General features: G+C 38.6%; 20 protein-coding genes and 1 tRNA gene. 7 read left to right on the top strand and 14 right to left on the bottom strand.

Translation table 11 applies throughout. From position 1 onward, the window contains the following. Positions 1–138 precede the first annotated feature (138 nt). From DCO44_RS03825 to efp, 7 genes are all read right to left on the bottom strand, one after another. Positions 139–215: transfer RNA gene (locus DCO44_RS03825), tRNA-Val, on the bottom strand. Positions 216–243: 28 nt separating this feature from the next. Next, positions 244–2271: a transglutaminaseTgpA domain-containing protein gene (locus tag DCO44_RS03820; protein WP_116759282.1), complete on the bottom strand. Its 2028-nt coding sequence runs from the start codon at positions 2269–2271 to the stop codon at positions 244–246. Between the two features lie 3 nt (positions 2272–2274). Further along, positions 2275–3180 (bottom strand): DUF58 domain-containing protein, encoded by a 906-nt coding sequence (locus DCO44_RS03815; protein ID WP_416224516.1) that lies wholly within the window; start codon positions 3178–3180, stop codon positions 2275–2277. 20 nt (positions 3181–3200) lie between these two features. Beyond that, positions 3201–4160 (bottom strand): AAA family ATPase, encoded by a 960-nt coding sequence (locus tag DCO44_RS03810; protein ID WP_416224515.1) that lies wholly within the window; start codon positions 4158–4160, stop codon positions 3201–3203. Between the two features lie 86 nt (positions 4161–4246). After that, a complete protein-coding gene (locus DCO44_RS03805; RefSeq protein WP_116759280.1) occupies positions 4247–4549 on the bottom strand; it encodes a YbdD/YjiX family protein in 303 nt (100 codons plus the stop codon). Positions 4550–4595: 46 nt separating this feature from the next. Further along, positions 4596–6695, bottom strand: coding sequence for a carbon starvation CstA family protein (locus tag DCO44_RS03800; RefSeq protein WP_116759279.1), 2100 nt, complete (start codon positions 6693–6695; stop codon positions 4596–4598). A 169-nt stretch (positions 6696–6864) separates the two neighbouring features. After that, positions 6865–7434, bottom strand: a complete 570-nt coding sequence (efp, locus tag DCO44_RS03795) for an elongation factor P (RefSeq protein ID WP_116759278.1) — start codon at positions 7432–7434, stop codon at positions 6865–6867. A 90-nt stretch (positions 7435–7524) separates the two neighbouring features. Between efp and epmB the strand changes: the two genes are divergently transcribed. Genes epmB through DCO44_RS03780 form a run of 3 tightly spaced genes read left to right on the top strand, consistent with a single transcriptional unit; the run spans position 7525 to position 12394 of the window. Then, complete coding sequence (epmB, locus tag DCO44_RS03790; protein WP_116759277.1) at positions 7525–8541, top strand: EF-P beta-lysylation protein EpmB; 1017 nt, start codon at positions 7525–7527, stop codon at positions 8539–8541. Positions 8542–8555: 14 nt separating this feature from the next. Next, positions 8556–10301, top strand: a complete 1746-nt coding sequence (locus DCO44_RS03785) for a GTPase (RefSeq protein WP_116759276.1) — start codon at positions 8556–8558, stop codon at positions 10299–10301. Continuing rightward, positions 10283–12394: an EAL domain-containing protein gene (locus DCO44_RS03780; protein WP_116759275.1), complete on the top strand. Its 2112-nt coding sequence runs from the start codon at positions 10283–10285 to the stop codon at positions 12392–12394. Before DCO44_RS03785 ends, DCO44_RS03780 begins: the two co-directional genes overlap by 19 nt. Before the next feature lie 77 nt (positions 12395–12471). Here the strand turns inward: DCO44_RS03780 and rpmE are convergent, their stop codons facing one another. The 4 genes from rpmE to DCO44_RS03760 all read right to left on the bottom strand — a co-directional run bounded on the left by rpmE (position 12472) and on the right by DCO44_RS03760 (position 16605). Further along, a complete protein-coding gene (gene rpmE / locus DCO44_RS03775; protein WP_116759274.1) occupies positions 12472–12699 on the bottom strand; it encodes a 50S ribosomal protein L31 in 228 nt (75 codons plus the stop codon). A 197-nt stretch (positions 12700–12896) separates the two neighbouring features. After that, positions 12897–13883 (bottom strand): bile acid:sodium symporter family protein, encoded by a 987-nt coding sequence (locus DCO44_RS03770; protein WP_116759273.1) that lies wholly within the window; start codon positions 13881–13883, stop codon positions 12897–12899. A gap of 159 nt (positions 13884–14042) precedes the next feature. Further along, positions 14043–14444, bottom strand: a complete 402-nt coding sequence (gloA, locus tag DCO44_RS03765) for a lactoylglutathione lyase (protein ID WP_116759272.1) — start codon at positions 14442–14444, stop codon at positions 14043–14045. 1 nt (position 14445) lies between these two features. Next, positions 14446–16605, bottom strand: a complete 2160-nt coding sequence (locus DCO44_RS03760) for an AmpG family muropeptide MFS transporter (RefSeq protein ID WP_116759271.1) — start codon at positions 16603–16605, stop codon at positions 14446–14448. Between the two features lie 182 nt (positions 16606–16787). On the opposite strand from DCO44_RS03760, the gene DCO44_RS03755 reads away from it, so the two are divergent. The 3 genes from DCO44_RS03755 to DCO44_RS03745 all read left to right on the top strand — a co-directional run bounded on the left by DCO44_RS03755 (position 16788) and on the right by DCO44_RS03745 (position 21503). After that, on the top strand, positions 16788–19430 hold the full coding sequence (locus tag DCO44_RS03755) for a Lon protease family protein (protein WP_116759270.1): 2643 nt from the start codon (positions 16788–16790) through the stop codon (positions 19428–19430). A 242-nt stretch (positions 19431–19672) separates the two neighbouring features. Then, a complete protein-coding gene (locus tag DCO44_RS03750) occupies positions 19673–20632 on the top strand; it encodes a hypothetical protein (protein ID WP_116759269.1) in 960 nt (319 codons plus the stop codon). 4 nt (positions 20633–20636) lie between these two features. Then, the gene (locus tag DCO44_RS03745; RefSeq protein ID WP_116759268.1) at positions 20637–21503 is read left to right on the top strand and encodes a histone deacetylase; all 867 of its coding nucleotides are present in this window, start codon (positions 20637–20639) and stop codon (positions 21501–21503) included. Positions 21504–21563: 60 nt separating this feature from the next. On the opposite strand, the gene DCO44_RS03740 is transcribed toward DCO44_RS03745, so the two are convergent. The 3 genes from DCO44_RS03740 to DCO44_RS03730 all read right to left on the bottom strand — a co-directional run bounded on the left by DCO44_RS03740 (position 21564) and on the right by DCO44_RS03730 (position 24024). Continuing rightward, complete coding sequence (locus DCO44_RS03740; RefSeq protein WP_116759267.1) at positions 21564–21920, bottom strand: roadblock/LC7 domain-containing protein; 357 nt, start codon at positions 21918–21920, stop codon at positions 21564–21566. A gap of 60 nt (positions 21921–21980) precedes the next feature. Then, complete coding sequence (locus DCO44_RS03735) at positions 21981–22967, bottom strand: hypothetical protein (RefSeq protein ID WP_116759266.1); 987 nt, start codon at positions 22965–22967, stop codon at positions 21981–21983. A gap of 514 nt (positions 22968–23481) precedes the next feature. Then, positions 23482–24024, bottom strand: a complete 543-nt coding sequence (locus DCO44_RS03730; protein ID WP_116759265.1) for a GTP-binding protein — start codon at positions 24022–24024, stop codon at positions 23482–23484. A 545-nt stretch (positions 24025–24569) separates the two neighbouring features. On the opposite strand from DCO44_RS03730, the gene DCO44_RS03725 reads away from it, so the two are divergent. Continuing rightward, the gene (locus tag DCO44_RS03725) at positions 24570–24914 is read left to right on the top strand and encodes a hypothetical protein (RefSeq protein WP_116759264.1); all 345 of its coding nucleotides are present in this window, start codon (positions 24570–24572) and stop codon (positions 24912–24914) included. The last annotated feature ends 13 nt before the right edge of the window (positions 24915–24927 follow it).

Below are 24927 nucleotides of genomic sequence, written 5' to 3'. Positions count from 1 at the left end.
GTTTTGCTAACAATTCAGGATTTTTCGCAGAGAATTGTCCTGCATAACAGGCTAATATTTTGGGTAAATCTTGACTAAAGTCACCACTTGGATAAAAGATTGAAGTGGGCTTTAAGTTGCTGAATTAACAGCTATATTTGGTAGGCATATCCAGACTCGAACTGGAGACCTCTACGATGTCAACGTAGCGCTCTAACCAACTGAGCTATACGCCTATATGTCACGCATAATATTCAGTTTTTTTCACTTAGACAAGATCTTTCTTTTATTTTTCAACACAAACGTGCAAGTTTTAAGCATTTCAGCAAATTGTTCCATCTCTTGCTCACTATGCTTCGGTGCATACATAATCTTTCGGTGTAAATGCGCGATATTTTCAAAGATCTGGATATCATCCATTTCTATCTCATCACTAAGACGTTGCATCCAAACAGTAATTGTTTCAGACTCTTGCTTACGTAAATCATGCTGTAATTTTTTAGAAAACCGCCAAAGTAAACGCTCAATTTCAGAGGTATTTTTCCATTTTAGATAAAAGATAAAAAGAAAATACCCCGCTAAAAGAGATAAAACACTTAAGATCAATACCATAACCATTGCATAGGTTGAACGAATACCTAACCGAGTTAACCAGCTTTGTTGTGATTCAGCATTATAGCCAACTACCTTACTTTGCCATTGATAGCTTGCATAATCACTCCAAATGCGCATTTTTTTAAGTAAAGCATACTGCTGATAACTTACATTAGATCTTTCTGCTCCCCAAACATTTTGTTCAGTGTCCATATAGTTTTGCATCCCCGTATCTATGCGCTGTGGTGCAATAATCGCGGTCGGATCAATCCTCATCCATTTACCATGCAACTTCACCTCTGTCCACGCATGAGCATCGAGCTGCCTTAACTCCCAGCTTTTGCCATCGGGTGCTAATTCTCCCCCTTGGTAACCCACAACAATACGTGCTGGTAGCCCCACATATCGCATCAATAAAGCAAAACTCGATGCATAATGTTCACAGAAACCTTGCTTCGATTGAAATAAAAAATCATCAATACGGTTCTGTCCCAGTAATCCTGGCTGTAAGGTGTATGCAAAATGTTGGTGCTTATACCAGTCAATAACATGATGGATATATCGTTCTGGATCACGGCCTGCTTGTTCAAATAATTGCTGTGCTAATTTTTGTGCGCGAAGATCCAAATCTGCCGGGTATTTAGTGGTACTTTTTCTAAAGGTTGGATCCTCTTGAACAAAATCAGCAAGAGCACTTTTTCCCAACCACTGTAAATCTATAGGTTCATTCAACTGTACAGCGCGATTTGGCACGATACTGCCATCATTTTTTAAGAAATATTGAGGATTATTCGGGATCGATTGATCCAGCCCCATTACCCAACTGCTCTGCGGATCCGCTGCTAAATATCGATATGTAAACTTCGCGTGCTGAACCAGTCGTGTCTGATTTCCAGAGTTATAATTTTGCTGATTAAATGGGCTACTGGTCCACGTTTGACCATCATAGTGATCGAGCACCATCGCTCGCCAATACAGTTCTGAACGTGGAGGTAGCTTCGACATATCACCCAAAATACGGAACGCTAAAGCACTGGATTGAGATAATTCTGCAATATCTCCTGGTGACATGCGATCACTCATGCCTGTAACGGCTTTATTTTCAGGAATTGGGATATGCCATAACGGCGGTAAGCGTGGAAAAAATAAGAACAACAACACAAAAAAAGGTAGCGCGAGCCCTATGAATTTTGCAACATGTTTTAAATCCTGCTTAAACCCACCTGTTATCCTATCTTGATGCTGAAAACCTGCGGTTTGAAGCCGATATAATCCCATAAAACAACTAACTAAACAGGCAAGTACAATACTTGCCATCCAGATGGACTGGCTAAATAAAAATGAACTCGCAGCCACGAATAAAGCAAAATTAAAAATAATAATGACATCACGCGTATTTTTAATTTCTAAGGCTTTTGCAAAAAGAAACGTGGTTAATATAGCAACTCCAGCCTCAACGCCAATAAAGGTGCCATAGCTAAAATAAATACTCGCAAGTGCTGCGAGCACCCCAAAAGCTGTCCACAGTTTTGAAAAAGCGTGTAATTCGGTTTGCCTAAAATGAATATATAGCGTTGCAATCGCCGTTAGTAGAAGTACCGAAAGCATCATTGGCAAATATGCAGCTTGCGCTATCAAAATTAAACTTAAGCTTAATAAAATGGTTAATTTGACAGAAGAGTTGAGTGTCTTTTTCATTATTTAAGCCTGTGCCAGCAGCCGTTTCGCTTGTAGCATTTGTTGCTCCCCAAGCCCTTTGACCAGTTCAGCATGTGGTAAAAGCAAACGATAAGCGTATTGCTGCTGCTCATATTGCTCAACTAAGCCCATCATCAAACTCAACTTTTCTTCATGATCTGTACTCGGCATATGTAGATAATCAATATCTATGCTATGTAAATCATCATGTTGCTCAAAAACTTTCACATAAAGCCCTTGTCCCCGTGCCACCTGCTTCCAAGAAACAGCTTGGATAGAATCACCTTGTCGAAAATCACGTAACTCTCGAAATTCGTCCAAATCTAATTCCTGTGCTTGTCGCGAATACTGCTGTTGCGTTACTGAATATTGAGCATGTGGTGCAATCCAAGATTGCCCTTTTAAATACATATAAGTCCATGCCCGAACAAGTCCGAAAGGATAGACTGAAAAAAGCTTGATTGTAGGATATTCAAATGCTCCACGTTTATTTGGTTTGAGTTCAACTACATAGCGATATCGAAGATCTGTAAACATGATCCGATGTATCTGCGTATCGACACTCATCCATAAATAACGTGCTTGACGTTGAGACTGTTTAAAGTAGAGCTCTAAGCTTAAAGGCTGCCCCACTTGCCCCAGTTCCGTGTAGGAAACTTCAATCTGTAAACCATGCAACTGCTTAAAGGTCAGGTAAAAACTAATACATAAAATGGCACTAATCAGAAAACAAAAACCAAGAATTAAGTTGTTGGCATAATTCACCCCCGCAATAAAGGTAATTAAAATCAACACCAGATATAAGTAACCCTGCTGATACATAAAAACCAACACATCTTTTTGCGTCAATGTTTTCTGTTGCTCAAAACTAAATCTTTTTTTTGTCCATTTCGACCACAATGACTGAATCAACTTAAATTTCCTTGCCATTAACTGATCGGAATCTGTCGCATAAGCTGTGCAGTTTCAATTTCACTGAGACCTATTCGATGTGCCGTAACCGCAACAAAAATGGCTTGAACATCATCCGCAGTAACGAAACTACGCTGTTCAATTAAAGCATGTGCTTGTGCTGCTTTTTTTAATGCTAATAGCCCGCGTGTTGATAAACCGTGGCGCCCTTTACGGCTTTCTTGTGCCAAATCTAGAAGATAATCCATGACAACATCACCCACATAAACCTGCTGCACCAAATGTTGTAATTGCAATATTTCATCTTGCTGAAAGACTTGTGCCAAAGTTGAAATTAAAACTTGTCTTGAATCTTGCTGTAATAATAATTTTTCTGCTGAGCGTGAAGGATAACCCAGAGACAGCCGCATTAAGAAGCGATCTAGCTGAGATTCAGGTAAGGCATATGTTCCACTCTGGAATAGCGGGTTTTGTGTCGCAATCACCCAGAATGGTTGCGGTAAAGTATAACGAATCCCATCGACAGTAACCGCACCCTCTTCCATCGCCTCCAGTAAAGCACTTTGCGTTTTTGGGCTACAACGATTGATTTCATCAGCCAAAAGAATTTGAGTAAAAATTGGACCTTGTTTAAACTCAAACATATGCTCTTTTTGGTTAAACATATTGACGCCAATCACGTCACTCGCCAACATATCATTGGTAAACTGAATACGTTGAAATTGCAGACCTGCAATATGTGCCAAAGCACTTGAAAGCGTGGTTTTTCCTAAACCAGGTAAATCTTCAAAAAGTACATGTCCGCCTGCCAACAAGCAGCTCAACGCCAACTTGGTTTGTTGTTCTTTATCTAGAATAATCTGGTTAATTTGAGTCAAAAAAGTCTGAACTTTACTGGCATAGGCTTGAATTTTGGCATCTATTTTTCGTGTGTCTTCTGCTAAGTGTTGCTCTTCTTTCTGTTTTGCCCAAATCACAAATGTTCCCCAATAAAAACGGTGCATGATTAACATACACCGTTTTTAACTTTTTCCAAAGGAATCAGTGACTTTCTATATACCCATCAACACGGACATTTCTTTAAATTGCCACCAGCCGTTGGATAACGTGAATCTATACAATGACGATAAAAGGTTTTCGCATCCATTGGAGTTAAATCAGGATGGTGCTTTTTCATATGCTCAACATAATTTTCATAATCTGGAACACCAACCATCAACCGAAAGCTTTGCTGTAAACCCTGCCACAATGTTGCAATTCTTGACCAATTTTTTGGCGAAAAAATTAAGCCTTTTTGCGACATGATGGTCATCTTGATGATTTTATAAATCACCGTTTTACCGCCTTTGGCAAATCTAAGATTCATCTTACTCACCCCACCTTATTTACTTGCAAAGTCATATCGCAAAACATTAATGTGACTTAGAAATCGTCACTTCTTCAGGATCTGCATACACAGCTGGTGCTTCATTGACTGTTGGCACTGGGCTTGCCAAGGCACGACGAATTACACCAATCGCAGCAAAGATCATTACCACTGCCACAATCATAAAGAATGCACAAAGCGCAGCATTGATTTGATTCGACAATACAATCGTTTGCATTTCTTCAAATGTTTTCGCTGGTTTTAAAATCTCACCCTTCGCAATAGCAGCCGAGAATCTATCTGCTTGCGCCAAGAAACCAATTTTTGGATTTTCATGGAAGATTTTTTGCCAACCTGCTGTCATACAGGTAATGATTAAGAAAACCGTCGGGATGATGGTGACCCAAACATATTTCTCTTTCTTCATTTTAAACAGAATGACAGTACCCAATATCAACGCCATAGCAGCGAGCATTTGGTTACCAATACCGAAGAGTGGCCATAAACTATTAATACCACCGAGCGGATCAACAACGCCTTGATAAACGAAGAAACCCCATCCTGCAACAGCAACTGCTGTACCGACCATGTTTCCAAAAAAATTGTGTGTGTTTTTAAGTGAAGGAACCACAATACCTACAGTATCTTGCACCATGAAACGACATGCACGTGTACCCGCATCAACCGCAGTTAAGATGAACAATGCTTCAAATAGAATCGCAAAGTGATACCAGAATGCCATCATCGAACGGTTATTAAAAATTTCCGTAATGATGTGTGCCATACCAATTGCAAAAGTCGGTGCACCGCCCGTACGCGAAAGAATCGTCGTTTCGCCCACTTCTTTTGCAAGCAAACTTAAGGTTTCAGGTGTTACCACAAAGCCTAAATTTCGTACTGCCTCTGCCGCGGATTCTACAGTCGTCCCAAGCACAGCAGCAGGTGCATTAATTGCAAAATACACCCCAGGTTCTAGCACAGTCGCACAAATCATGGCCATAATGGCAACAAATGATTCCATTAACATGCCACCATAACCAATCACACGAATATTTACTTCGTTATCGATCAATTTAGGCGTGGTTCCTGAAGATACTAAAGCATGGAAACCTGAAATTGCACCACAAGCAATGGTAATGAAGAGGAATGGAAACATTGAACCCGCAAATACAGGACCAGTTCCATCGACAAAATGCGTTACAGAAGGCATTTTCAACATCGGCATTGCAACCATGATCCCGACTGCAAGTCCTGCAATGACCCCGATTTTTAAGAAGGTAGATAAATAATCACGCGGCGCTAACAATAACCACACAGGTAAAACAGAAGCGACAAAACCGTAAATAATCAAACACCACGTTAACTGTACGCCAGTTAAAGTAAAAAATGGTCCCCAGTATGGATCTGCAGCAACATTACCACCATAGACAATTGCCGCCATCATCAAGACAAAACCAATGATGGAAACCTCTGCGATCTTGCCTGGGCGCAAGTAACGCATATAAATACCCATGAACAACGCAATCGGTATTGTTGCAGCAATAGTGAACACACCCCAAGGACTATGTGCAAGTGCTTTGACCACCACCAAAGCTAATACAGCCAAAATAATGATCATTACGCCAAGCGCACCAAGCATGACCACAATACCAGCAAATGAGCCCAACTCCTGCTTTGCCATTTCACCCAGTGATCGTCCATCACGACGGGTTGAAATAAACAAGACCAAGAAGTCTTGAACAGCTCCTGCAAGAACAACACCCACCAACAACCAAATAGTACCAGGCAAGTATCCCATTTGAGCAGCCAAAATAGGTCCAACTAACGGGCCTGCACCCGCAATTGCCGCGAAATGGTGGCCGAAAAGAACATATTTATTGGTCGGTACATAGTCCAAACCATCATTTAAACGATGTGCTGGAGTTAACCGTCTTGGATTAAGTTCAAAAACTTTGGTTGCAATAAATAAACTATAAAAACGATAAGCAATGCTGTATACACAGATGGCAGCTAAAACCAGCCAAACTGCGTTAACATGCTCGCCGCGACTAACCGCCAATATTCCAAAAGATACCGCGCCTATAATCGCGACTAAACCCCAGATAAGTTTGGAGGGGAGCGTAGATTTTCGTTGAATCGTATCCATTCATGACCTCATTAAAGATTTATTAAGCAGTTTAGTTTTCTTGTTCGCGTTATCTCTGCCGAATTCCTTGTCGACTTTACTCCCTATACTTTAGTCTGCCACTACGACTTTGGCATAAAAAAAGGGATGATTTTCATCATCCCTTCGATAATAGTCTATTTTTAAACCATTATGCACGTTCTAAATAATCACCCGTACGAGTATCTACACGAACACTTTCTTCTTGCTGTACGAATAATGGAACACGTACTACAGCACCTGTTTCCAATTTCGCTGGTTTACCACCACCGCCTGAAGTATCGCCACGAACGCCTGGATCCGTTTCAACGATTTTTAATACAACAAAGTTTGGTGCATTTACATTTAACGGTACGCCATTGAACAACATGATTGTGCAAAGTTCGTTAGAATCATCTTTTAACCATTTTGCAGCATCGCCCATTGCTGTTTTATCAGCCGCGATTTGCTCAAAAGTTACAGGATCCATAAAGTTCCACAATTCACCATCGTTATACAAGTAGTTCATTTCTACTTCTACAATGTCCGCACCTTCAAGCGAGTCGCCAGACTTGAATGTTTTTTCTAATACTTTACCTGTTTTAAGGTTACGTAATTTAACACGGTTAAATGCTTGACCCTTACCAGGTTTTACGTATTCGTTTTCCATGATTGAACATGGGTTACCGTCAAGCATAACCTTAAGGCCTTGCTTGAAATCATTTGTAGAATAATTGGCCATGACTGGCACACTCCAAACTTGCTAACTTAAAATCTATTAATGCTAGAATAGTCTATTAATGCTAGACTAGCACTATTTTTAACACGTGGCATGATAAACTATTTGTATCAAGAGCAAAACTGGCAATCTCAACTGAGTGACTTAATAACAGACCCTTTAGAGTTGCTTGAAACGCTCCAGTTATCACCAGACCAATTATTATCAGGGGCAATCTTGGCTTCTGAACAGTTCAAATTGCGTGTTCCACGTGCGTTCGTCGAAAAAATGATCATTGGTGATGCTCTAGACCCGCTTTTACTGCAAGTACTCCCTCATCATTTAGAATTAAATGATCATCCTGAATTTATTACCGATCCATTGGGTGAAGAACAAGCCAATCAACAACCAGGCGTATTACATAAATATAAATCGCGTTTTTTGCTCACGTTAACAGGCGCATGTGCTGTTCATTGCCGCTATTGTTTTCGACGTCATTTTCCTTATCAGGAAAATTTACCGAAGAATGAAGATTGGATCAATATTCGTAATTATATTGAAAGCCAACCTGAGGTGAATGAAGTCATTTTAAGTGGTGGTGACCCGCTTACTTTATCAAATCGCAAATTAAAACTCTGGTTGGAACGATTAGAATCTGTTCCGCAAATTAAATTTTTGAGAATTCATTCACGGGTTCCTATTGTAATCCCCAACCGTGTCGATGAAGAGCTTGTTTCTTTATTAAAAAACAGTAGGCTACGCATAATTCTGGTGGTACACTCAAACCATGCAGCAGAATTAGATGATTTTACCTGCGCCAAACTTGCAACATTGGTTCAGAATCAAATCACCGTTTTAAATCAGTCAGTGTTATTAAATGGGGTTAATAATTCTGCACAAGTTTTGGTCGATTTAAGTTATCGACTATTTGAAGCTAGCGTGATGCCTTACTATCTGCATGTTCTCGATAAGGTAAAAGGTGCACAGCACTTTGATTTGGCTTCAAATGAAATTGATGAAATTTACAAAGAGGTTTTAGCAAGCTTACCAGGATATTTGGTACCTAAACTTGTCAGGGAAATTGCGGGCGAAAAAAACAAAACACCGCTTTTTGGAGTTTCAACTTTCTGAGTTAAATAACAATTATGAATATGAGCACCGCAGAAATGTTTCAAACACCGACTGAATTAAAGTTGGATGAATTGAGTTTTTGCCAAAGCACGGTGACGGACATTCAGGATTGGGTGTCCAATTTATCTATTTTACAATTAGGTGATTCCTCTCGTGCACTATTTAATGCCCTACTTGAAATTTCTGAACTTCAATGTAGTGAAACTCTCCGCTTTGATTTAATTCATGCTATTCATCCAACCATTGAAAATGTATTAACCAGTTTAGAAAAACACTTTTTTAATCAAGGTTTAATAACAACAGATCGGAATGACCATATTATTGAATTGGCCATGTTATTGCGCAGTTGTTTTGCAAAAACATATATTGATATTGCGAAACGCTGTGACCAACAACTAAATCAACAAAAGTTCTCCCTTTTTGCTTTTAGTCAAAAGAAAAATTTACAAACTGCACGTATTCTCTCCAGCTATTATGGTTTGCAGCAGCTTGCTCAACTCCTATATCAACAGCAAATTCTTTATACCAATCCACTATCTGGTCAATGGTTAGTCACCCACCAGTTAATGGAAAGTGCAATTCAACATAATTTTAGTCAAACCAATATCAATCAATTGCAAGGTACACAGCACCAACTACAAACGATTAGTCAAATCTATGCACAAATTATTCTTTTAGATATTTTAAACCCGCATCAGATTAGACCATCAGAAATTCAAGGGCTATTCTTATGCAGTTATGATTGGGCAAAGTTAATTCAGGTTTTACCTAAAGAAACGACCTTATCACGCTATATTGTGGATACTTCATTAGATCATCCGCCTGTATTTAATGCGCATCAAAATAGTAGTTTTAATCCGACAATTTATATCTCTACTCAAAATTTATTAGACCATCTAACAGAAGCTCAAGGTAAGCACGGTGAATATCTTTCTCGGAATGAGAAAATCTTCCTCACCCCTGCTTTACATTTCCATATTCATAGTTTACTTACCAGTACTGCTGAACGCCGCCATGAACGTTATGAATATTCTGCCCAGTTACATATCTGCTTCGGTTTAAATGTCGCTCATTTCTATTTGTCGAAAGGCAAAAACTTTAATGAGACACTGAACCTAGATGCACATTACGGTTTGCAATCTGAAAGTAATATTTTTAGCTCCATGAATGACAATAATCTGTTAAGTACGAGCAATATTAAAACTTTAGATCGCGAAGCAAAACAAATTTACCCAGCTGAAGTCCTTGATATTAGTGTCAATGGATACCGTATTAAATGGTCTGGAAATACCCCGAAAAATTTAAAAACAGGTGAATTTATTCTTGTGCAGGAAAATGCACAAAGTGAATGGCGTGGTGGTGTTGTCCGCTGGATTAAACAGTCTACCGAGAAAAGTCTTGAACTCGGACTCGAAATGCTAGCGCAAGATATTTTCCCTTGTGCTGTCTATGTGAAGAGTGATCGTAATACGGGCAACTACTATCCTGCCTTATTGGTTCAAACCGCCGAATTGAATGAAGTATCGACCACCCTAATTTTGCCTGGTTCACACTTATTCAGAGAAAAACAAACGATTCATTTACGCTTAGAACAAGATGAACTGAAAGTCTATTTGCTAAAAGCACACTTAATTACGCAAAGTTTTATGCGGTTCGATTTTGAATTACTGAATGATCAGCAAGAATATTTGATCAAGAATTTTATTCAAAAACAAACCAATGAAATTAAGAATCATGATTTATGGGAAGCATTGAAGTGAGAAATCCACTATTGTCCAAAAAATTAAAACGTACGGAAACTCGTTTACTCATAATTGATGACAACCAAATTCGTTTTAATAAAATTTGTGATTTATTAACGACAAGTGAACATCAGCTACATGCTTTTTTATTGGATGACTTACAAACTTTTGAAAAACAACTCCAGTTAAATTGGGATATTGTTATTTTCGGTCGTGCCTACGATTTAAAATATGAACAGGCCTTAAGTCTCATTCGCCTGTCTAAGCAACCTGAATTACCACTTATTTTACTCAAACCAGATAATTATGAGCCGAACCAATACGTATCCTATATCCGAAAAGGTGTCTATGAGGTCGCCAATTTAGATTTTCCAGATCGATTCTACTTGTCTTTATTGCGCGCACTCTCTTTTAGTCGCCTGAATCAAGGGCAACAACATCTCATGCAAGAGCTTGAAAATGTGCAGACCCAAGCACAAGCATGGGTGAGTGAAAGCAATAAAGCTGTTGCCATTATTCAAGAAGGGATTCATATCGAAGCCAATGAGGAATACCTTCATCTCTTTGGTTTAAAAAGCGAAGATGAAATTATTGGCTTGCCTTTACTGGATGTATTGCAACCCCAAGATCTGAATGATTTTAAACTGCGCTTTAAAAAAATCTCGCAAGGGCAATTAGATCAAGGTCGTTTCGAGCTGACGACGCTCAATAGTCATGTCCAAACAAATCCTTTAAAAATTGAGTTTTTAGCAGCCATTGAAGATGATGCCCTACAAATCACGATTGAGTTAAATCAAAGTGAAAACACTGCGTCAGCTCAGCCCACGGTAGCCCAAGTTGAAGCCCCTGCCGCACAACCCAATACTTATCAACTGATTAACAGAACCATTGCCAAGCAACCTGCTGATTTCAATGCGCTTGTACTTTTCTCACTTGCATCTTGTCCTGAATCTATATTCCAACAAGACTGGGCAACCTCAAATACCTATTTTTCGAATATTCATAGCTTCTTAAAAGAACAAACCAATGTTCCATTGTTTAAGGTCAACCATGCCTTATATGCAGGCCTATTCCAAGGCTCTAGTGAAAGTGTGTTGGAATCTAAACTGATTGGATTAAGTGCTTTATCTAAACCACAATTATTAGGTGTAAATCAACAAACCTTTCCATTAAATTTAAGAATGGGTTACACGTTGATTCAACACAATATAAAGGATGAGCAACAGTTCCAACAACTAATAGAACAAGCGTACAACACAGCTCTGCCATCTGGGCAAGAACAAAATAATATTGAACTTAACCCAATAGCCCATCCTCATATTGAATTAATGGATTCTCATCTGAATCCACAAGAACACTCTAGCTTATTAAAAGCACTGCAAAAGAGTTTAGAGCGTGGGGAAATTCATCTTAAATATCAACAATTGTATGATAAACAAGACAGCAACCTATACACCTACGAAGTTACCAGCGGCTTCATTTACAATAATGCTTGGCAAGATATTACATCAATTCGTGAACTTGCAGATGACCCTGAGTTCTCGATTAAACTGGATCGTTGGATTTTAGTTGAAGCGTGTAAACAGCTACATAACTTTATTACCCAATATCCTGATGCGAAAATTATTATCAATTTAAACAAAGAAGTCCTCTTCTCTGACCGTACATTCCCTGCGTTTATTGCCAAATTAATTACGATTGTGGGCAGCAAACAAAGCCACCCGCTCATTTTACAATTCTCTGAAGAAGATATTGCCAAGAATTTAAATGATGCGCAGAAATATACAGCTCAATTAATTCAGAGTGGTGCAGAAATATCATTACGTGAATTTGGCAACTCGATTTATAGCGAATCTATTTTAAATCAGATGAGTATTAATCATGTTACCTTACATCCTCAGTTAACGAAGATGCTCGATTCAGACAAATCTACTGAAGAATTACAAGAGCGTATTAATCACTTCCATGAAATTAAAGCAACACAAATGTTATTACGTGAACTGAATAATATGACAATGTTTGCCAATGCATGGAACGTTGAAGCACGCTATCTGCAAGGTGACTATTTCCAGAAAAAACTGGATCATTTAATTGATGTACAAGACCAATAGGTCTTGTACTTTTGTAGAATCTTATTTCTACAGACATAAAAAAACGAGCCAATGGCTCGTTTTTTTCAACTGGGATATTAGTCGCGTTTGATAGAACGAGACATACCAGAAAAACGTTGCTTGAATTTGTCGATACGACCACCAGTGTCAACGTTCTTTTGCTTACCAGTGTAGAATGGGTGGCATGCAGAACATACGTCTAGGTAAAGAGCTTCTTTACCAACAGCCGAACGAGTTTCAATTACGTTACCGCAAGAACAAGTAGCTACTAATTTTTCATATTTTGGGTGAATATCGGCGCGCATGGTCGATTACTCCTAAGTGTAAGAAAGGCTTATGCTGTCATCGCAATTGACCGCTCTTGCATATTGCAAGGAAAGCTTTAAATTAAAGCAGGTCAATACCACAACAGACCATTCTCTTGGCCCACCGAGACGGATACCGTCAGAGCTAAGCACAACAAGTGGACAGCATTATACGCCAAATAAATCTAGATAGCGAACTATTCTCCGCTTTCATCAGGATTTTGTTTAGACCAACGATTTGCAATAATACCGCAGACCATCAACTGTATTTGGTGAAAGATCATAATGGGCAAAACAATCATTCCGAGTGGTTGCCCAATAAACAGAATTTGAGCCATTGGTACACCGCTCGCTAAAGTCTTTTTTGAACTACAGAAGAAAATCGCGATTTGGTCTTTACGGTTAAAACCGAATAACTTCGGCAGATAATACGCCAACAACATAATTACAGTTAAAAATACCGAACATGCCAAGACTAAAATCAACATGGTTTTCCAACTGACTTCGTTCCACAGCCCTGCAACAACTGCGCTACTAAAAGCACCATAAACCACCATCAGAATAGAACCTTGATCAAAACTTTTAACTAAGCGCGGTACTTTCATCATATGTGGGTAAACGAGTGGACGAAACAGTTGTCCCAATACAAACGGCAGCAACAACAATAAGGTAATTTGAATAATGGATGATGTTGGATCAAATCCATGTTCTGATTTGCCCAGAATAAATACACTCACCAATACGGGTGTAATAAACATTCCAATGATATTAGAAAATGAAGCACTACACACTGCACTGGCGACGTTACCTTTAGCAACTGAAGTAAATGCAATTGAAGATTGTACCGTCGAAGGTAGAAAACACATGAACAAGAAACCCCAATACAGTTCTTGCCCCAGCATTGGCAACAGTACAGGTTTTGCAAGTAAGCCTAAAATTGGAAATACCGCAAAGGTGAAAGCAAACACCAATACATGAAATTTCCAGTGCATAATCCCTTGGACAATTGCTTCACGGGAAAGTTTTGCACCGTGTAAGAAGAATAAAATTGCAATTGCAATCGTAGTAATAACACTAAAGAAATGGGCGGCTGAACCAGAAACAGGAAGAAACGATGCCAGTACAACCATGGCAACCAAGAGTAAAGTGAATCGATCCAAGGCAAGAAGCTTGAGCATGTTCATTGCTTAACGTCCTGTTATATATATTTTAAAAAGTAAAGATGAAATAAAACCCAGTAGACGAATTTTACCTGTAGGTCAACTTCATCTTACTGGGCTGTTCAAATATTGCTAGCGTTTCAAGTGCTATATTCGATATTTAGTTAATCAATAACACGATGCTTAGTTATTACGTGCATTTGAATCTTGCTGAATCAACTCAATTTTATAACCATCTGGATCTTCAACAAAAGCGATCACGGTTACGCCGCCTTTCATTGGGCCTGCTTCACGTACCACTTTACCGCCACGTGCTTTAATCTCTTCACATGCTTTATAGGCATCGTCAACACCAATTGCTATGTGACCATAAGCATTCCCTAAATCGTACTGATTCGTATCCCAGTTATGCGTCAATTCAAGCACTGTGGTATTGGCTTCATCACCATAGCCGACAAAAGCCAATGTGAAACGACCTTCTTCATAATCACGTTTACGAAGCAAAGTCATACCCAGCACTTCGGTATAGAACTTTAATGACTGTTCTAAATTGCCTACACGTAGCATGGTATGGAGCATTCGCATATTATTCATCCTTCAGTTGAAGTTGTTTGTTTTGATGATCTCGAAGTAACTTCGCGACCCAAACCACCAGAATTAAAATTGGAATTCCAATTAAGGTGGTCATCAAGAAAAAACTTGGATAACCAATGTTTGTTACTATAGTACCCGAATAACCCCCTAAAATTTTAGGCGTAAGGGTCATCAGTGAACTAAAAATAGCGTATTGTACAGCAGTAAAAGAAACGCTGGTCAAACTAGAAAGAAAGGCAATAAACGCCGCCCCTGCCAATCCAGAAGCTAAATTGTCGACAATAATGGCAAAATACAGCCATAAAGTACTATACGATTTAATCACCTTGCCTGTAATTTGTACGTCTTGCTTTGAATCTGCTGAAGCGAGTATCGGATCTATCGTCAACTCTAAAGCAGATTGTTGGCTAGATACTTGATAAGGATGACTGACCTTGACGGATGACGAAGTTTCCAGCGTATTTAATTGAGCGATCACCTGTTTGTTTTTGGCATTTTCTAATAACTTGCCATCAATTGCTCCACTAAAAATGCCTTGTGCATCTAGTTTTGCAGGATATTGCTGACCGTCTAACCATAAGCTGACGGGTTGCTCTGACTGTAGTTGAGCAGTATCAACACCTTGAATTTGACCTTTCACCACAACGGATTGCTGAACTTCTTTCGGGCTTAAAGCATTATCCGCAGTTAACGGAAATAAGATAATGGCTTTAGCCGCTGAACCCATTAAATAAGGCATCTCTACAGATGATTTTTCATCAGACTTTTCAGTAAATGCAACTGAAGCATGAATTTGATTGGACTGATTCAGCACTTGAACAGGAACATTCAGCTTCCAATAACCCACTTCATCTGCCTGAACTTGATAATGCTGTGCGCCAATAGAAATTTCAACCTGTTGTAAAGGCTGACCTGATTTGACCAAGCCAATAAAAATGAGATTAGTTGAACTTGCAAGAATGGCACCAACAAACATCAGTTTCATGATGTTCATCCGCTGCGCCAATAAACCGCCTAAGAAACCGCCTAAAAGGCTAAAAATAACACCGTAAATTTTTACCGCTTCAGCAATTTGCTCTTTGGTGAAATTCAGATCTTGATAAAAGACATTGGAAATAACACCTGCAATAATGTCTGAAATACGATAAAAACCGATCAATAACAAGAGAACTAAAGCGAGCTTCACCCCATAACGTTTGAAGAAATCCGCAATCGGATTGACCCACGTTTCAAATGCCATTTGCTTATTCACCGCACCCATTTTGACCAACAGTGCGCCAATAACCAGTGCTATAGCGCCTGAAGCCAGAAAACGTAATGCCTCAAAACAAAACAGTAGAAATGAATCTTTGATCGCTAAAGATGCAACCAAAGCTTCAATTAAAGTGCCGGAATAAATATAGGACAATACAAAACTAATCACAGCAATAAAGAACACCATAACCAAACGATAATAATCTGATCGTTGATATTCTTTATAAATACGATTGACCTGTGGTTCACGAATAATCAAGGTCGTCAGAATACCGACGACCATGACCGCAGCCATGGCTAAATAGGTCGTTTTCCATGCACTATAGATATAATTGCCTTTCGCTGTACCTAATGACGCTGCCAGAAACAACGCCCCTGCACCCGCCACAATCATCCCGATTCGATAACCTGCATTATAAGTCGATGCCAAAACTGTTTGCATTTCTGTTTCTGCCAACTCGATACGGTAGGCATCAATGACAATATCTTGTGTCGCGGCAGAGAAACCTAACAATACCGCGCCAACTGCCATTTGGTACAAATAGCTTTGTCCTAAAGCTGGGTCTGAAAATGCCATAATACAAATGGCACAAATAATGAGACACTGCGCAATTAGCAACCATGCACGGCGACGTCCCAAACGTTTGGTCAAAAATGGAACAGGAAGTTCATCAATCAAGGGAGCCCAAACAAACTTAAAGGAATAACCCAGAGCTGCCCAACTAAAAAAAGTCACGGCACTTTTTTCAATACCTGCTTCACCAAGCCATAAAGACAGACTAGAGAAGATCAGCAAGATTGGAATACCTGCTGAAAAACCGAGGAACAGCATAATTGCAGCGCGCCGATCTAGAAATGCCTGAAATGCAGCCTTCCATCCATTTGCTTGAGTTGTCATTAGGTTATTATTTTCTACAAAAAATCATGTGTGCTATTCAACCGTTTAAGTGCTCGGGTTTCAACAGTATTTATGAAATGTTTGCTGTATTTTGATGAGAAAAACAGCGGCTTTGCTTGAATTTTTCCACTAAACCTGTATACCTTAAACCTCTACCGCAATATTTTGTTTTGGATTTCACAGTGACCCAAAAACTTGAACAGATGAATTCTTCTTTATCCACTAACCTTTCAAATAATAAAGCACGAGATCCGCAAAATCACCTGATTACCGCCTTCGAACAAACTGGAATTCAAAACACGTTCAATCAAACACGTTTAAAATCAGAACAACTCACGCATATTCCGAATTTAACCAACATTCCGACTTCAACAAAACGTATTAAACCGCTCAATAATTTTCTTGGACAAGATCGTGCGCGTGCGTCTGTAGAAGCTGGTATTGCTTTGCCATATTCTGGCTATAACATTTTTGCTGTAGGTACTGCGGGCTTAGGTAAACGCACCATGGTTAAACGCCTGTTGCAGCAGCATGCCAAAACCATGCCTACGCCTAATGACTGGGTTTATGTCAATAATTTCAAATCTTCACGCCAGCCCATCGCGCTTCAACTTCCTGCGGGACAAGCACCCAAATTTCAGGCTTTACTGCACCAAACATGGCAAACTATTTTAAAGCAACTTGAACGTCGCTTTACCACTGAAACCTATCACAATCGTATTGAACTGATTCGCCAACAAACAGGTGATGAACAACAACAAGCTTTGGTTGAATTAACCAAAGAAGGTGAAGAGCTCAGCTTAAAATTGGTCACACGCCATGACGAGCACTGCTTTATTCCTGTGCAATTCAAAGACGATCAAATGCAAGAGATGTCGCAAAAGGATCTTGATGCATTAAATAGCAAACAGCGCGCAGAAATTGTCTCAAATATGCGCTATATGGATAAAAAGCTCGAGCGTTTAGGATTACATTTAGGTGATCTGGAAGATGACGCACGTGACAAAGTACAAGAGCTGAATCGTGATATTGCCAATCAAGTGGTTATACCTCGCATTGATCTGTTACTCAATAAGTTTTCTAAAGTTGAAGGTTTAGCCGAATACTTAAAACTTTATGCCGAAGACATTATTAACAATGTTGAAATTGTGCTTGAGCAAGAAGAAGACGATTTTACGCCAGGATTATTTAGCCGAGTACCCGCGCGTTACCAAGCCAATATTATTGTCACCTATAAGCCCAACAGTGGCGCACCTGTAATTTTTGAGGACTTCCCGACCCATTACAATTTATTGGGGCATGTTGAACAACTGACTCAACATGGCACGATTACGACTGATTTCACCCTAATTCGCCCAGGTGCATTGCATAAAGCCAATGGCGGATTCTTAATGCTTGAAGCAGAACAATTACTTGAGCAACCTTATGCATGGCAAGGGTTAAAGCGTGCACTCAAATCTGGGAAATTAAAGCTTTCTTCGCTTGAGCACATGTTAACGCTTACGGGCAGTATTTCTATTGAACCTGAAGCAATACCACTGAATATCAAAGTCGTATTATTGGCAGAACCAGAAGTCTATTATGAAATTTTGGAACTCGAACCTGAACTGGGTAGTGTTTTTAAAATTCGTGCCGATTTTACTGACACGCTGCAACGTAATGATGCCAATGAACAAGCTTATATGCAGTTGATTGCAGATTATGTACAAGCCGATAAATTATTACCTTTTGATCGCTCAGCCTTGGCTGCTTTGCTCACAGATTCGAGCCGCCAAGCCGAAGACCAAAGCTCCCTCTCGCTCCACGCGTTGACTTTGGGTGACTTAATTCGTGAGGCTCATCATCATGCTGTACAAGCAGGTGATAAAATTGTAGCTGACAAACATATTAATACGGCCTTACAACATCGCCAGTATCGATTAGGCTATTTACGTGAACTGTATTGGCAAGATCTCTCCCGTGGCACACAACTGATCGAGACACGTGGTCATCGCTTAGGACAAATCAATGCTTTATCCGTCATCCACTATGCAGATGTTGAATTCGGCTTACCTTCTCGCCTAACGGCCTCTGTATATCAAGGGGGTGGCGATATTCTGGATATTGAACGTAGTGTAGAACTGGGTGGCTCATTACACGCCAAAGGCGTTCTATTAATGTCGAGCTTCTTAAAAGCACATTTTGGGCGTGAGCAGATTCTGCATTTCTCTGCTGCTCTCGCCTTTGAACAAAGCTATGGTCAGGTCGATGGTGATAGTGCGACCGTTGCTGAACTGTCAGCTCTCATTTCTGCAATTAGCCAATTACCGATTGATCAATCATGGGCAATTACTGGCTCTATGAACCAATTAGGTCAAGTACAACCTATTGGCGGTGTTAATGCCAAAATTGAAGGCTTCTTCGATGCCTGTAAGCTTCAAGGGCTTACTGGTAAGCAAGGGGTTATTATTCCACGTCAAAACATGCAACATTTAATGTTACGTCTTGATGTGCGCGAAGCCGTTGAACAAGGTCAATTCCATATTCATGCGATTGAAACCATTGATCAAGCCCTTGAAATTTTAATGGCGCGACCTGTAGGCACACTCGATAAAAAAGGTCGCTATAGCAAAGGCTCAATCTACGCTGCGGTCATGGAACAGCTTGAATATTGGCAAGCAATCGAAGATGGTGCAGAAATTGAAGAAGCGCCAAAGAAAAAAAAGAAAAAAGGCAAAAAAAATAAGAAAAAAGCCAAAGTACCTGAGCAATTGACCGATGAATTACTTAAAGAAAGTAGTGAAGCGATAGAAGTGTCAGTAAGTGAGCCAAATCTTCAACACTAACTCAATTTGAACCCTAAAGAATAACCAGTCTTTCGAGGCTGGTTTTTTTATATTACATTTATAACAAAGGGATAAAAATCATCCAATATAATGAATAAAAATAGTATAAGTGATTTTATTCAAATATTTTTTTGCTATTGTATGACCTTATAAATCTCTAATAAAACTTGAGAATAAATCAGACATTTCATTTAAAAGAAATGTACTTCAAAATGATTTTTATGCATAAAAATGAGGCAAGGATGAACGAAACAGATCACGAAATTATTCAATTGTTTAAACAACATATTCATCCGCTATCATCTAAACTTACCGAAATGCTCAATGAGCATTTTTCACATCAAACCGAACGTAGAGGTTGTGGCTACACACAAGCGACTCGTGTATTGGCTGAATACATCAATACCTCTCGATTGCCACAAGATTTTTCTGATTTAAAACTTTTTAATCAATTTGAAACCAAGGCACTCAAAACTTTGCTTGAACAATCACAGTTCGCAATTTCGGATTGGCATAATTTAGATCAAAATCATGCCGCACATACACTTCCCGACTCCACGCCTGAACAGCTTAAGTTTGAAGTACAGCAGCAAATTAAACTGCAACAAAAACTCCGTGAAATTTCTTCACAGGCAACATTAGAAGAAAGCAAACTGCTTTGTGGTTTAATTGCCGATATTATTTTACCCAGAACATCTGCACAAACAGGTATGGTGGAATTAAAAGCTTTAGAGGAAAAACCTAAAGTCGGTTCATGCCCAATGGCAGAAAATTTCTTCCTTAAAATCGCGCATGGTCGCATGCTCAGACAAGGTGAAATCAATATTTTTGTCGATGAACAACAGCAACCGATTTTATTAGAAAAATTAAATATGGGAGATAATCACTCCTGTATTAGCTTGAAACCTGTTTTAATGAACGGCGTTTGCTTACCCGCAGGATCATTATTTTCTGTGAATTATGACCGCGCACTCATTCAAGAAAAAGCACCCAATCAGAAATTTAAGGGTTATATTATGCCTTATTCTGCAATCAATGGTTTCTGGTTTTTACGCCTCACCACCCTAGCCGTTTCTCCTGAAAATCGTGCACGAGCATTTACGACGCATTATCAACAACAAGTTGATAACGGCTTATTTAGTCCGGGAACAACTCAACTTCAACAATTACAGGATATTGCTTTAATGCAAATTCAAGGTTAGTCCCATGCTACAGGTTTGTTACTCTCCACAGTACTTCGCACAAACTCATACCAATAGTATGGAGAAATTAACAGCGGTGGCTGAGGCATTAAAACCCTTAGGGATCACCAAGTTCCATACACCTGATCCGCTAGCGATCGATATTTTAAAACAATTACATGCACCCGAATATGTTGATGCCTTTCATACAGGCATGCCTGAGAAAATGGCGACATTTCAGGGTTTTAAACCTTGGAATACGCAACTTCGCGATGCGGTATATCAAATTAATGCAGGTCAAATTCTTGCGGCTGAATTGGCGTGGAAACATCAAATTTCTGCCAATATTGCCCAAGGATTCCATCATGCAATTTATGAATTTGGTAGCTCATTCTGTACGTTTAATGGTTTAGCACTCATCGCCAAAAAATTCCCCAATAAGCGTATTTTTGTACTCGATTGTGATCAACACGGTGGGAATGGTACTGCTGAATTTACCAAGCGATACGAAAATTTATTTAATTATAGTATTTATGGTCTTGCGTTTGGCTGTCCAACCTATGAACGTTCTGAAACCAGTCACATACATAAGCATAATGGGAACTTTAGCCAATATATTCTCGCCATTCACCATGCTTTTAAACGTGCAATAGAATGGAATGCCGATCTGATTGTCTATCAAGCAGGAATGGATTGTCATCAGGATGATCCTTGTGGATCTTCTTGGTTTAGTACTGAACTGATTGAAAAGCGAGATGAAATAATTTTTCGATTGGCAAAAAAGAACCAAATTCCATTAATGTTTGTCTTGGCTGGCGGATATCAAGCTTTGCCTGAATTAGTACAGCTCCATTTAAGTACCTTTAAAACTGCACACCAAATTTATTATTAAAATTAAATCAAAAAAAATGCCAATGTGAGTTACATTGGCATTTGAACCGCTTTAATTTTATTAAGAAAAATCAAGACCTTTTTCAAAGCCTTTTAATTCGTAACGCGCCATAGCCAAGTTTGATTTAGCGCGGTCGAGTACCAAGTACAAAAATAATGTTTCATTGGTATCTAAAGGACGAATTAAGTGATACTGCTTACCTAAAGAAATAAGAATATCTTCAATATTATCATTTAGTTGCAATGCTTTTGCCACTTTGCGTTTAGAACGAATCACTTCAGTATTACCCGCAGCTGCAAGTTCTAAATCTACACCATTCCCCTGAGTCGCTAAAGCAAGACCACTGTCACTATCTACCAGTGCTGCTGCTACAAAACCATCTAAACTTGTTAAAGCATCTAGACTAATACGTGCCATTTCTTTTTTCCTCTTGATATGGGAATTACCCCGTTTAAATTATGATTAGGTGCAGATTATTTATAAGCCAAGTTTTTTACGTAATTTACCAATAAAACTACGGAGTTTATGTCCTTGGCCAGATTCTACTTGTTTTGTATCTTCCTGAAATTTCACTTCGTTTTGATTTACAAAACGCCCCTGTTGCAGTAAAACAGCACAAGATACAAAATTCAATATCTGATCATGACTTAAATTCAAAAAATGCCTTACATCGCTTATTTTTGCACCATGTGAGAAACATGCTGCCATTTTTAAAAACTCATTTCGTTTCAAATCACGTTCAAATTGAGGCCAAATTTCGAGTTTGAAATTCTGATTGAGGTCAACTACAGGTAATTTCAAATCTGTTGATGCATTTACCACTTTCCACAACCATACGCGTAAATCATAGACTTCTTTATGCTTTGTTATTTCTTGCACAAATTGCGCTGTTGCATACGTTTGATTCAAGGTTGAGTTCAGTTGAATCGTTTTGCCTGCATCCACCCATACTCTTTCTGTTCGTGTATCAATCAATGCTAAAAAACCGCTGGCATCAAATAATTGAATAAAACCATTTCTGGGAGTGAATATTTCGGTAAATACACGCTCGATTGATATTTCAACTTGAGGAGTAATCGTTGGCAAAATTGGGGTTGCTTTCATCTCTCTTATGGGTAATGAAAAAGGCATAGCCGTGACTAGAACCAATTTTTCAGACAGCCATTCATGTAAATGCTCTAAATTTGAAAATGGATAAAACAACTGATCACCAATAATACGCCCAGCATGTTCGACCTTTTTGACTAAGCGTAAATAAGTAATTTGAGGATTACTCAAAACTTTCTGAATCCCTGGTGCATTAAAGAACACATCATTGACAAGCAACAGATCAATTTTTTTCTCTGCCAAATTTACCCATTTCACCTGAGTAGACGATGGCAACGCAAGTAAAACCTGCGTTTTAATATGATCTAACGTGCTTAAACTTAGCCCAAATACTGCAATATTTAAAATGCTGTTCATTCAAAATTAACCATAATTTTAAGATTTAAAACATATCCTTACACTGACAATTCCATCAATTATTCAGTGATTCCCACAATAAACTCATGCTTAACTTTGATGAATCTGAACCTATTGTTCATTTAATTTCTGAAAGTGATAACGTCTTTCATCAATTAAAATATCTTTATAGACAACAACCATCAAAACCATTAGAGCGTTAAAGTGGTTCAGCACTGATAAAAAACTTTCCCATTTTCTGTATCTAAACCAATAGTCTGACAATACCTTAAGAGGCTTTCGGTAATAACCGCAGAAACCTTTGCTAAAATCGAACGACTGACCACTACAATTTCACCTTGATTCTCAAAAATATTTTTTCGATACTGTTACCTGTTCCAAGCCATCTAACATACAAAACATAATTAACACTACTAATCCAGTAATACTATTTATAAAATCATATCGTTATGCATGAATAAAACCCTTAAGTGACTATGGCATTCCACCTAAAATAGACCTTTTTACTTGCTACTCAAATAGCTACAAGGTTTTGACTTTCAAGCATTGCAATTAATGTCTCAATTAAAAGCAACACGTCATCTTTTTCACGCGCATCCACAGCAAATATAGGATAATTTCTTTGATGGACGTGCATCCAATCTCTGTAAATTTTCAACTTTAACTCATGTTCCACGTCTATATGTGTGATACCCACCACAATATTGGAACCATAATTGTCAAATGCTTTTAAGTAAAATTCTAAATCGAGCAATCGTTCGGAACTGCTATGATCAATCAGCAGTACAATCCCTATCGCTCCTTTACAGACAATTGACCACATAAAATCAAATCGGTCTTGCCCTGGAGTCCCATATAAGCCTATTTGTGTACCGTCATCTAATCTAATCTCACCATAATCAATTCCAACTGTGGTCAAAAGTTTAGAATGAGCTTGTGTATCTGTATTCACAGCTTCTGTACTAATCACCGCTACATCTGAAAGTGTTTTAATCGCAGCAGACTTGCCTGCTCCCATGGTCCCGCCAAAAACTATTTTGTATTGTTGTAAAATCATGACTTAACCCAAACAACAAAAGTGTGATTTATTTCACATTATAATGAATTTGATTGACATTAAACATCATTTTTTTAACATTTAATAAAAAACAAGATGATAAAATCACTTAATATTTATATGTATTTAATCCAATTCAACGCTTAAAATCTCATCAAATAGGATTTAAATCATTGTTTTAAATGGTTATTAAATAATGAACTCAAATATATTTTAATTAATACTGGATTTGCATTTTTGCTCAAAACATCATTTATATTCAAAATAGAACTCACTCACCCCTTTAAAAATGAAACAAACAGTGCAGAAATTAATTCTTCGTAATCACTTTATACAATAAAATCCATCTTAAATTTCTAATATTTTAACGCGTTCAAATCACATCACTGACTTTTTACATAATACTCTCTCTATGTTTCAGCCCCACATCTGGCTATTAATAATAATTACAAATACTTAACATTTTTTGATCATACTTTCAGTAAATTTACTTTATATTTTGTCTATCCCTTAGTCGGATAGAACAAATAAAAAGGAAACATTTTATGAATAAATTGCTTATTGCTTTAGGTCTTGCTGCTGCTGTGACTTTGGTTGGATGTAGTAAAGAAAAAGCCCCAGAAACAGGTGCTACGACAGGCGAGCATTTGGAAAATGCTGCTCAACAAGCGAACTATGATATGGAAAATGCGGCTAGTGAGGCTGCTGCCAAAACTCAAGCTGCAACGAATGAAGCTGTAAATAAAATTGATACTGCAACGGATGAGGCTGCTGCTAAAACCGAAGCTGCTGCAAAAGACGTGAAAGATGCCGCAAAAGATGCAACAGCTCATGTTGCGGGTGCTGTTGAACAAGGCGCTGGTGATGTAAAAGAAAAAGCTCAACAGTAATATTTAATAAAAA

Origin of the sequence: Acinetobacter sp. AM, from assembly GCF_003105055.1 — a bacterium.
Taxonomy (GTDB): domain Bacteria; phylum Pseudomonadota; class Gammaproteobacteria; order Pseudomonadales; family Moraxellaceae; genus Acinetobacter; species Acinetobacter tibetensis.
Note: the sequence above shows the minus strand (reverse complement) of the source record. Positions and strands in the feature narration are given on the sequence as shown.

Excerpts from the sequence above, each read along its gene's own strand:
- DCO44_RS03820 (WP_116759282.1), bottom strand. The coding sequence starts at position 2,271 with ATGAAAAAGACACTCAACTCTTCTGTCAAATTAACCATTTTATTAAGC.
- DCO44_RS03805 (WP_116759280.1), bottom strand. The coding sequence starts at position 4,549 with ATGAATCTTAGATTTGCCAAAGGCGGTAAAACGGTGATTTATAAAATC.
- DCO44_RS03800 (WP_116759279.1), bottom strand. The coding sequence starts at position 6,695 with ATGGATACGATTCAACGAAAATCTACGCTCCCCTCCAAACTTATCTGG.
- efp (WP_116759278.1), bottom strand. The coding sequence starts at position 7,434 with ATGGCCAATTATTCTACAAATGATTTCAAGCAAGGCCTTAAGGTTATG.
- epmB (WP_116759277.1), top strand. The coding sequence starts at position 7,525 with ATGATAAACTATTTGTATCAAGAGCAAAACTGGCAATCTCAACTGAGT.
- DCO44_RS03785 (WP_116759276.1), top strand. The coding sequence starts at position 8,556 with ATGAATATGAGCACCGCAGAAATGTTTCAAACACCGACTGAATTAAAG.
- DCO44_RS03780 (WP_116759275.1), top strand. The coding sequence starts at position 10,283 with ATGGGAAGCATTGAAGTGAGAAATCCACTATTGTCCAAAAAATTAAAA.
- rpmE (WP_116759274.1), bottom strand. The coding sequence starts at position 12,699 with ATGCGCGCCGATATTCACCCAAAATATGAAAAATTAGTAGCTACTTGT.
- DCO44_RS03770 (WP_116759273.1), bottom strand. The coding sequence starts at position 13,883 with ATGAACATGCTCAAGCTTCTTGCCTTGGATCGATTCACTTTACTCTTG.
- gloA (WP_116759272.1), bottom strand. The coding sequence starts at position 14,444 with ATGCGAATGCTCCATACCATGCTACGTGTAGGCAATTTAGAACAGTCA.
- DCO44_RS03760 (WP_116759271.1), bottom strand. The coding sequence starts at position 16,605 with ATGACAACTCAAGCAAATGGATGGAAGGCTGCATTTCAGGCATTTCTA.
- DCO44_RS03750 (WP_116759269.1), top strand. The coding sequence starts at position 19,673 with ATGAACGAAACAGATCACGAAATTATTCAATTGTTTAAACAACATATT.
- DCO44_RS03745 (WP_116759268.1), top strand. The coding sequence starts at position 20,637 with ATGCTACAGGTTTGTTACTCTCCACAGTACTTCGCACAAACTCATACC.
- DCO44_RS03740 (WP_116759267.1), bottom strand. The coding sequence starts at position 21,920 with ATGGCACGTATTAGTCTAGATGCTTTAACAAGTTTAGATGGTTTTGTA.
- DCO44_RS03735 (WP_116759266.1), bottom strand. The coding sequence starts at position 22,967 with ATGAACAGCATTTTAAATATTGCAGTATTTGGGCTAAGTTTAAGCACG.
- DCO44_RS03730 (WP_116759265.1), bottom strand. The coding sequence starts at position 24,024 with ATGATTTTACAACAATACAAAATAGTTTTTGGCGGGACCATGGGAGCA.
- DCO44_RS03725 (WP_116759264.1), top strand. The coding sequence starts at position 24,570 with ATGAATAAATTGCTTATTGCTTTAGGTCTTGCTGCTGCTGTGACTTTG.